The sequence below is a fragment of the Myxococcus sp. CA051A genome, from assembly GCF_013336705.1.
In the GTDB taxonomy this organism is placed as follows: Bacteria; Myxococcota; Myxococcia; order Myxococcales; family Myxococcaceae; genus Myxococcus; species Myxococcus llanfairpwllgwyngyllgogerychwyrndrobwllllantysiliogogogochensis.
This window is the reverse complement of record NZ_JABUMS010000045.1, coordinates 1-9,214: the sequence shown is the minus strand read 5'-3', so window position 1 is coordinate 9,214 and position 9,214 is coordinate 1. Positions and strand designations below refer to the sequence as shown.

Sequence of the window (9,214 nt, the reverse complement as noted above, 5' to 3'; positions counted from 1 at the left end):
AAGGCCTTGCGGACACGAGAGACGACCTGGGTGGCGAGGAGGGAGTGGCCACCGAGGGCGAAGAAGTCGTCGGAGACGCTGACGGAGTCGAGGTGGAGGACCTCTGCCCAGATGGCGGCGAGGCGAGTCTCGGTGGGGTTGCGAGGCGCGAGGAAGGAGTCGGTGGGGCCGGAGTCGGGAGCCGGGAGCGCCTTCCTGTCGAGCTTGCCGTGGGTGTTGATGGGCAGAGCGTCGAGGGCGACAAAGGCCGAGGGCACCATGTACTCAGGGAGGCTGAGGAGCAGCTCCGCGCGCAGGGAAGCGGTGTCGACGGAAGCCGGAGTGACGTAGGCGACGAGGCGCTTGAGTCCGGGGACGTCTTCACGGACGAGAGCGGCGGCGTGGTGGACGGAAGCCAGCGCTTCGAGAGCGGCCTCGACTTCGCCCAACTCGATGCGGAAGCCGCGCAGCTTCACCTGGAAGTCGATGCGGCCGAGGTACTCGAGGTGGCCGTGGGCAAGCCAACGGGCTTTGTCACCGGTGCGGTAGAGGCGCGCCCCCGGTACCGAGGAGAAGGGGTTGGGGATGAAGCGCTCTGCGGTGAGGTCCGGACGGAGGTGGTAGCCGCGAGCGAGGCCGTCGCCGCCGATGAAGAGCTCTCCAGGGACGCCAATGGGGGCGGGGTGGAGAGAGGCGTCGAGGATGAAGGTGGAGACGTTGGAGAGCGGCCCACCGAGTGCGGGCCGCGCGGAGGCGCGGATGGAGAGGGCGGTGGTGTCGACGGTGGCCTCAGTGGGCCCGTAGACGTTGAAGGCACTCAGCGAAGGCGCGGAAGAGAGAGCGGCCCAGAGAGAGTCGTCGATGGCCTCACCGCCGATGAGGAGACGGAGGGGGCGGCCGGACTCCGCGAGGCCCTCGTCGAGGAGGAGGCGGAGGTGAGAGGGGGCGCAGTCGAGGACGTCGAGCTGGTGCTTCTGAATCCAGGAGAGGAGCAGGGGGACGTCTTCGCGAGCGGCCTGAGGGACGAAGCAGAGGCAGTGGCCCTGGGAGAGGAAGACGAGCTGCTGGACGGAGGCGTCGAAGGAGAGGGGAGCGTTGAGGGAGATGCGGAGCGAGCGCTGGACGTCGGAGTAGACGGCAGAGGAGAGGGCGGCGAGGAGATTCACCACGGAGGAGTGGTGGACCATGACGCCCTTGGGCTTGCCGGTGGAGCCTGAGGTGTAGATGACGTAGGCGAGGTGGGAAGGAAGGGAGACGCGAGGAGGGTTGGAGTCAGGGAGCGCGGCGAGAGAAGCGCGCAGGGCGTCGTCGTCGAGGCAGAGGGCCGAGCAGGAGGCCGAGTCGAGACGAGGCAGGAGGTGGGACTGGGTGAGGACGAAGGGAGCGCCGGAGTCCAGGAGCATGAAAACCAGGCGCTCGCGGGGGTAGGCGGGGTCGAGAGGGACGTAGGCGGCGCCGGCCTTGAGGATGGCGAGGAGGGCGACGAGGGAGTCGACGGAGCGCTCCAGGCAGAGGGCGACACGGACTTCGGGCCCGACACCGCGGGCGCGCAGCAGGTGAGCGAGCTGGTTCGAGCGCTGGTTGAGCTGGAGAAAGGAGAGAGACGCGGAGTCGTCGAGGACGGCGAGAGCGTCGGGCGTGAGAGCGGCCTGGGCCTCGAAGCGCTCGTGGAAGGCGCCAGTCCAGGGCAGCGCGCGGCGGGTGTTGTTCCACTCGACGAGCACCTGACGGCGCTCCTCGGCCGGCAACATTGGCAGCTCACCCACGAGGGTATCGGGGGTGGTGATGGCGGCGTCGAGGAGGGTGCCGAAGTGCGCGACCATCCGAGCGATGGTGGACTCATCGAACAAGTCCGTCCGGTAGCCCAGCGCGCCTTCCAGTCCCTCGCCCAGCGTCAGGGTGAGGTCGAACTTCGCGCTCTGCGCTCCCGAGTCGAAAGCCTCCAGGCGCAGCGGTGACGTCTCCACCGTGCTCCCAGGCACTTCCATGCTCGTCGTCGGTGCGTTCTGCAGGGCGAGCATCACCTGGAACAGCGGCGAGTGACTGAGGGTGCGGTGAGGGTTGAGTTCCTCGACGAGCTTCTCGAAGGGGACGTCCTGATGCTCGTAGGCTCCGAGCGTGGTGCGTTTCACCTGCGCGAGCAGCTCGCGGAAGCGGAGTCCCGGCTGGAGCTGCGTGCGCAGCACGAGGGTGTTCACGAAGAAGCCGATGAGCCCCTCTGTCTCCGCTCGGGTGCGTCCCGCGATGGGGGAGCCGACGGAGAGGTCGTCCTGCCCGGAGTAGCGGGAGAGGAGGAGTTGCCAGACGGCGAGCAACGCCATGAAAGGCGTCACGCCTTCGCGCTGGCAGAACGCGAGGAGTCGCTCGTTCACGGAGGGAGGCAGGCGCACGGGGAAGGAGGCGCCCCGGTTCGACTGGACTGGCGGACGCGGCCGGTCGGTGGACAGCTCCAGGAAGGGAGGCGCGCCGGAAAGCTGCTGTCTCCAATAGGAGAGCTGCTGCTCCAACGCGTCGTCACGCAGCCATGAGCGCTGCCAGGCGGCGAAGTCCGCGTACTGCACGGGGAGGGCTTCCAGCCGAGGCGGCTGCCGGGTGGCGTGCGCGGAATAGAACTCCGCCAGCTCACGGAGCAGGATTCCCGTGGACCAGCCGTCGGAGGCGATGTGATGGACCGTCCCGACGAGGACATGGCGCTGCGCGTCCAGCCGCAGCAGCAGCACGCGGAAGATGGGGCCGTGCTCCAGGTCGAAGGGCCGTGAAGCCTCCTCGCTCACCAGTCGCCGGGCCTCGACGAGCTTCGTATCTTCCGAGAGGGACTCCAGCTCCCTCACCGTGACGAGCATGGGCTTGGGGGCGTGGATGTGCTGACGCGGCTCTCCGTCGCGCGTCACGAACGTGGTGCGCAGGGATTCGTGGCGCTCGACGAGCGACGTGAAGGCGCCCTGGAGCGCGTCCACCTCGAGCGGCCCTTGCAGGAGCAGGGCGAGGGGAATGTTGTAGGTGGAGCTTCCGGGCTCGAGCTGGTCGATGAGCCACAGGCGCTGCTGCGCGAAGGACAACGGGAGGTCGCCCGTGCGCGGCACGGGAACGATGGCGGGCGCGCGGGCGCGCGGGGACGCTCCTCCATCCTCGCCAAGGCGGGTGGCGAGCGCGGCGATGGTGGGGGTCTCGAACAGCGTGCGGAGAGGCAGCTCCACGTCGAGAGTCCTGCGCACGCGTGAGACGACCTGCGTGGCGAGCAGGGAGTGGCCGCCGAGCGAGAAGAAGTTGGCGGTGACGCTGACCTTGTCGAGCTGAAGCACTTCGGCCCAGATGGCCGACAGCGTCTCCTCGATGGCACTGCGAGGCGCGACGAAGAGGCTGTCCTCCGTGCCCTGCTCGGGGACGGGTAGGGCCTGCCGGTCGACCTTGCCGTTGGGCGTCAGCGGCAGCGCGTCCAGGCGCATGAAGACCGTGGGCAGCATGTACTCGGGCAGCCGCTCGCGCAGTGCGGCGAGCAGCGTGTCCGTATCGAGCGGCGCGGAGACGAGATAGGCGACGAGGCGGTGCTGGCCAGGGACGTCCTCGCGCACGAGGACGATGCTGTCACGCACGCCCGGTTGCGCGCGGAGGGCGGCTTCAATCTCGCCCAGCTCGATGCGCAGACCGCGCAGCTTCACCTGGAAGTCGGTGCGGCCCAGGTACTCCAGTCGCCCTTCCGCGAGCCACCGGACCTTGTCACCGGTGCGGTACAGGCGCGCTCCAGGCGTGGCGGCGAAAGGGTCCGGGATGAAGCGCTCCGCGGTGAGCGCGGGCCTGCCGAGGTAGCCCAGGGCCACCTGCGCACCGCCCAGGTACAGCTCCCCTGGGACACCCGGCGGGACGGGCCGCAGGGTGTCGTCGAGCACATAGGCGCGTGTGTTGGCGACGGGACGACCGATGGGAATGGAGACGCCCGACGTGACGGCATCGACGACGGTGTAGGTCGAATCGATGGTGACTTCGGTGGGGCCGTAGAGATTGACGAGCCGCGCCTGAGGGAGCCGCTCGCGGGCGAGGGACGCGAGCGAGGCGGAGAGCGCCTCACCTCCGCAGAACAGCCACCTCAGGGACGTGGCGCGAGCCAGTGAGGGCTCGTCGAGGACGAAGCGCAGCAGGGACGGGACGAGTTGGAGGACGGTGATGCCCTGCCGGACGACGCAGTCGAGCAGCAGCGCCGCATCGCGGTGGGCGTCAGTGGGCGCGAGCACGAGCGGCGCACCCGCGAGGAGCGGAGCCCAGCACTCCCAGACGGACGCGTCGAAGGCGAGCGGCGTCTTGAGCAGCACCCTGTCCCGCGCGGTGAGCGGGAAGACCTGGAGGAACCAGGCCATGTGATTGGCGAGCGCGCGGTGGGGAATGAGCACGCCCTTGGGCTGTCCCGTGGAGCCCGAGGTGTAGATGACGTATGCGGGAGCTTCAGGCTCCGGCTTCGACAGGAGAGGCTCAGACGGTGTGCGCGCGAGTTCCTCCGCGTGCGAGGCGGAGTCGAGGCAGAGGATGTCGAGTCCGTCGGGCAGGAGCGAGACGAGCGCCTCCTGGGACAGCACGATGCGAGCCCCGCTGTCGCGCAGCATGAACGCGAGGCGCTCACGCGGGTAGTCGGGAGACAGCGGGAGGTAGGCGGCACCCGCCTTGAGGATGGCGAGCAGGGCGACGGGGAGCTGGGGCGTGCGATGCGTGAGCAGCGCAACGAAGTCGCCAGGGCGCACCCCTCGCGAGCACAGCACCCGGGCGAGCTGGTCGGCGCGCTGGTTGAGCTGCGTGAAGGAGAGCGCTTCGTCATCGGAGAGGACGGCGAGGGCCTCGGGCGTGAGGCGGGCCTGCTGCTCGACGAGTCGATGGACGAAGGGTTCGGTGGCGACGTCCGTGCCCGTCTCGTTCCAATCGAGCAGGACCTGCCGCTGCTCCTGCTCGGTGAGCAGCGAGCAGGACGCGACGGGGATTTGGGGCCGCGAGACGAGTGCTTCGACGAGCGTGGTGTAGTGAAGGGCGAGTCGCTCGACGGTGGCGTGCTCGAACAGGTCTGAGTTGTAGCCGAGCGAGCCCGCGTAGCCCTCCGGCAGCTCCACGAGGTTGAGGTTGAGCTCGAACTTGGACGTGACGCCGTCGACGTCCACGGGGCTGATGGTCAGCGCCTGCTTCTGGATGGCGGAGGCGGGCGTGTTCTGGAGGGAGAAGAGGACCTGGAACAGCGGGCTGCGGCTCAAGTCACGGGCCGGCTGGAGCACCTCGACCAGTCGCTCGAAGGGCACGTCCTGATGAGCGTAGGCGCCGAGCGCGGACTCCTTCACCTGTCGCAACAGGTGCTGGAACGAAGCCTGTCCGTCGATGCGCGCCCGGAAGACCAGCGTGTTGACGAAGAATCCGATGAGGCCTTCGAGCTCCGCGCGCTGGCGACCCGCGATGGGCGAACCGACGGTGAGGTCGTCCTGGCCCGAGTAGCGCGAGAGGAGCAACTGCCACGCGGCGAGCAGCGCCATGAACGGCGTGGCGCCCTCCTGCTGGCACAGCGCCTTGAGCTTCTCGGCGGTGGAGGCGGGCAGGAACACGCCGACGTTGCCGCCGCGCGAGGTCATGACCGGAGGACGCGGCTTGTCGGTGGCCAGCTCCAGTGGCACGACGCCGGAGAGCTGGTTGCGCCAGAAGGTGAGCTGCCGTTCGAGCACCGCACCCTGGAACCAGTCGCGCTGCCAGACGGCGTAGTCGGCGTACTGGATGGCGAGGGGCGAAAGCGGTGACGGCCTACCGTGGGCGAAGGCGTCGTAGAGCGCGGCGACTTCCTGGACGAGCACGCCCATGGACCAACCGTCGGAGACGATGTGGTGCATGTTGAGCGCGAGCACGTGCTCGGTAGGCGACAGCTCCAGGAGCTGCGCGCGGATGAGCGGTCCCGTGGAGAGGTTGAAGGGACGAGCCAGCTCCTCGAGGAGCAGTCGCTTCACTTCCTCGCGAGCGGTGGAGGGCTCCAGGCTCCGCAGGTCCACGCGCACCAGGGGCAGCTCGCCGTGGGGGGCGATGCGCTGGTAGGGCTGGTCGTCCTGCTGGAAGAAGGTGGTGCGCAGCGCCTCGTGACGCCGCACCAGTTCGTCGAAGGAGCGCTGGAGCGCCGCCGTGTCGAGCGGCCCTTCCAGGCGCACGAAGGACGGCATGTGGTACTCGGCCCCGCCGGGCTGGAACTGATCGATGAACCAGAGCCGGAGCTGCGCGAAGGACAGGGGCACCAGGCCTTCGCGCGACACGGGGACGATGGGCGGCGCGAGCGCCTGCGTCTCTCCCAGCCCCTCGTCTTCGATGCGGGCCGCGAGCGCGGCGACGGTGGGCGCCTCGAAGAGCGCGCGCAGCGGAAGCTCGACGGCGAAGGCGGACCGGATGCGCGAGATGACCTGGGTGGCGAGCAGCGAGTGACCACCGAGCGCGAAGAAGTTGTCCGTGACGCTCACGCGTGGCAGGTGCAGGACGCTGGAGAACACCTTGGCAAGCTTCTCTTCCTGGGGCGTCCTGGGCGCGATGAATGGGGCCTCGCGCTCCTGCGCACCCAGGTCGGGCGCGGGCAACATGCGCCGCGCGAGCTTGCCGCTGGGCGTCAGCGGGAGCGTCTCCAGCGAGACGAAGGCCGTGGGCACCATGTACTCGGGCAGGTGCTGGAGCAGGAGGGTCCGCAGGTTCTCCGCGCTCGGGGGCTCCGATGCGGACACGGGGACGAAGTAGCCGACGAGGCGCTTGAGGCCGGGGGCGTCCTCACGGACCGTCGCGGCGGCGTCGCGGATGCCGGGGATTGCGCGCAGCGCGGCCTCGACTTCACCCAGCTCGACGCGGAAGCCTCGCAGCTTCACCTGTCCATCGAGGCGACCGAGAAACTCGACGGTGCCGTCCGCCTTCCAGCGCGCCGAGTCACCCGTGCGGTAGACGCGAGCGCCGGGCGTGGTGCTGAAGGGATGGGGAACGAATTTCTCCGCCGTCAGCTCGGGCCTGCCCGCATAGCCGAGGGCCAGGTGCGCGCCGCCGATGAAGAGCTCGCCCGGCACGCCGATGGGCGTCGGCTGGCCCAACGCATCCAGTACGAAGAGCTGGGTGTGCGGCAGCGGCCCGCCGATCGATGGAAGGCGGGGCCAGGACGCGGGAGGGCCCTGGAGCCGGTGGGCGGAGACGACGTGCGTCTCGGAGGGGCCGTACTGATTCTCCAGGATGCAGCCCGGCAGCTTCTCGAACAGCGCGATGAGCGCGGGAGTGACCTGGAGCTGCTCACCGGCCGTCACGACTTCGCGCAGGGCGGTGGGCAGGGTGGCGCCGTGAGAGACGGCGTCCGCGATGGCCTGGAGCGCGACGAAGGGCAGGAAGATCCGCTCGACTCGCTGCTGATGCATGAAGTCGAGCAGCGCCGGGATGTCCTGGCGCAGTCCTCCGGTGGGAAGCACGAGGGTGCCGCCCGCCCACCAGGTGGAGAACAGCTCCTGGCAGGAGACGTCGAAGCTGAGCGACGCGAACTGGAGCGTCGTGGCCGACGGCTTTTCGGACTGGCGCAACTGCCACGTCAGCAAGTGGCTCAGCGCGCGGTGTGGCAGCGCGACGCCCTTGGGCCGTCCGGTGCTGCCTGAGGTGTAGATGATGTACGCCGGAGACTCGGTCGAGACGGAGACGTCTGGCGCGTGCTCGGGCAGTGCCGCCAGCGACCCGGCCTGCTCATCCAGCAGAACGAGTCGTGCTCGCGACGAAGGAAGCACCGCGCGCAGGGCGGAGTGCGAGAGGACGACAGGCGCCGCGGAGTCCTCGAGCATGAATGCGAGGCGCTCGGCGGGGTAGTTCGGGTCGAGCGGGAGGTACGACGCACCGGCCTTGAGGGTGGCGAGGACGGCGACGGCCATGTCGAGGGACTTGTCGAGGCAGATGCCGACGGCGCCGCCAGGAGTCACACCGCGAGAGGCGAGGTGGTGGGCAAGCTGATTGGCGCGTGCATCGAGGGCCGCGTAGGTGAGCGAGCGCGAGCCATCGGAGAGGGCGATAGCGTCGGGCGTGCGGAGCGCCTGGGCCTCGAAGGGGCCGTGCAGCGTCGTGACGGCGTGAGACTCGCGTGACGTGTCATTCCAGGAGACGAGAGACTGGTGACGCTCCTGCTCATCGAGCAGGGGCAGGCGCCACAGCGACTGACGCGGGTTGTTCACCGCGGACTTCAGCAGGCGCACCAGGTGCGCGCCCATCCGCTCCGCGGTGCTTCGGTCGAACAGGTCGGTGTTGAACTCGAGCAGGCCGCCGATGTCGTCGCCAAAGTCACCGCAGAGCAGGGACAGGTCGAACTTGGCCGTGCCGCTGTCCACCTGCATCGGCTCGAGCGGACTCTTCTCCTCACCGTCCTGCGGCCCGGCCGAGCGGCCCGTGTTCTGAAGAGCGAACATGACCTGGAAGAGCGGAGACCGGCTCAGGTCGCGCTCGGGCTTCAGCTCGTCGACGAGCTTCTCGAAGGGCACGTCCTGGTGAGTGTACGCGCCGAGCGTCGTCTCCTTCACCTGAGCCAGCAACTCGCGGAACGTCATCTCCCCCGTCAGCCGTGCGCGCAGCGCGAGCGTGTTGACGAAGAAGCCGACGATGCCCTCTATCTCCGAGCGCTGCCGATTCGCGATGGGCGAGCCGACGACGATGTCGTCCTGGCCCGAGTAGCGAGCGAGCAACACCTGGAACGCGGACAGCAGAGCCATGAAGGGCGTGACGCCTTCACGCAGGCACAGCGCGCGCAGCTCGGCGGTGAGCTGTGAGCCCAGCTCGATGGGGAGCGTGCCGCCGTTCGCCGTCTGAACGGGAGGACGCGGCCTGTCGGTGGGCAGCTCCAGTGCGTGGGGAGCCCCGGCGAGCTGACCTCGCCACCAGCTCACCTGCTTGGAGAGGGCTTCGTCGCGCAGCCAGCCTCGCTGCCACGCCGCGTAGTCCGCGTACTGAAGCTCCAGCGGCGCGAGCGGCGACGGGAGTCCCTGGGCGAACGCGGCGTAGAGCGCTCCGACTTCCCGCGTGAGGATGCCGTTGGACCAGCCGTCCGAGACGATGTGGTGGACGGTGACGAGCAGGATGTGGCGCTGCTCGGAGAGGCGAAGCACGGAAGCACGGAGCAGCGGGGCCTGGGAGAGCTCGAACGGCTTCTGCGCTTCGAGTTGGGCCAGTCGCCGCGCTTCTGTCTCACGCGAGGCTTCGGGCACGGCCTCCAGGTCCGTCACCGGGACGGACAGCT

1 protein-coding gene is annotated in these 9,214 nt (G+C 69.2%); it reads right to left on the bottom strand.

Going from position 1 to position 9,214, the window contains the following annotated elements:
• Window positions 1-9,214, bottom strand: a 9,214-nt coding sequence (locus HUA74_RS44745; protein ID WP_174459484.1) for a non-ribosomal peptide synthetase, incomplete at both ends; no start/stop codon positions are given.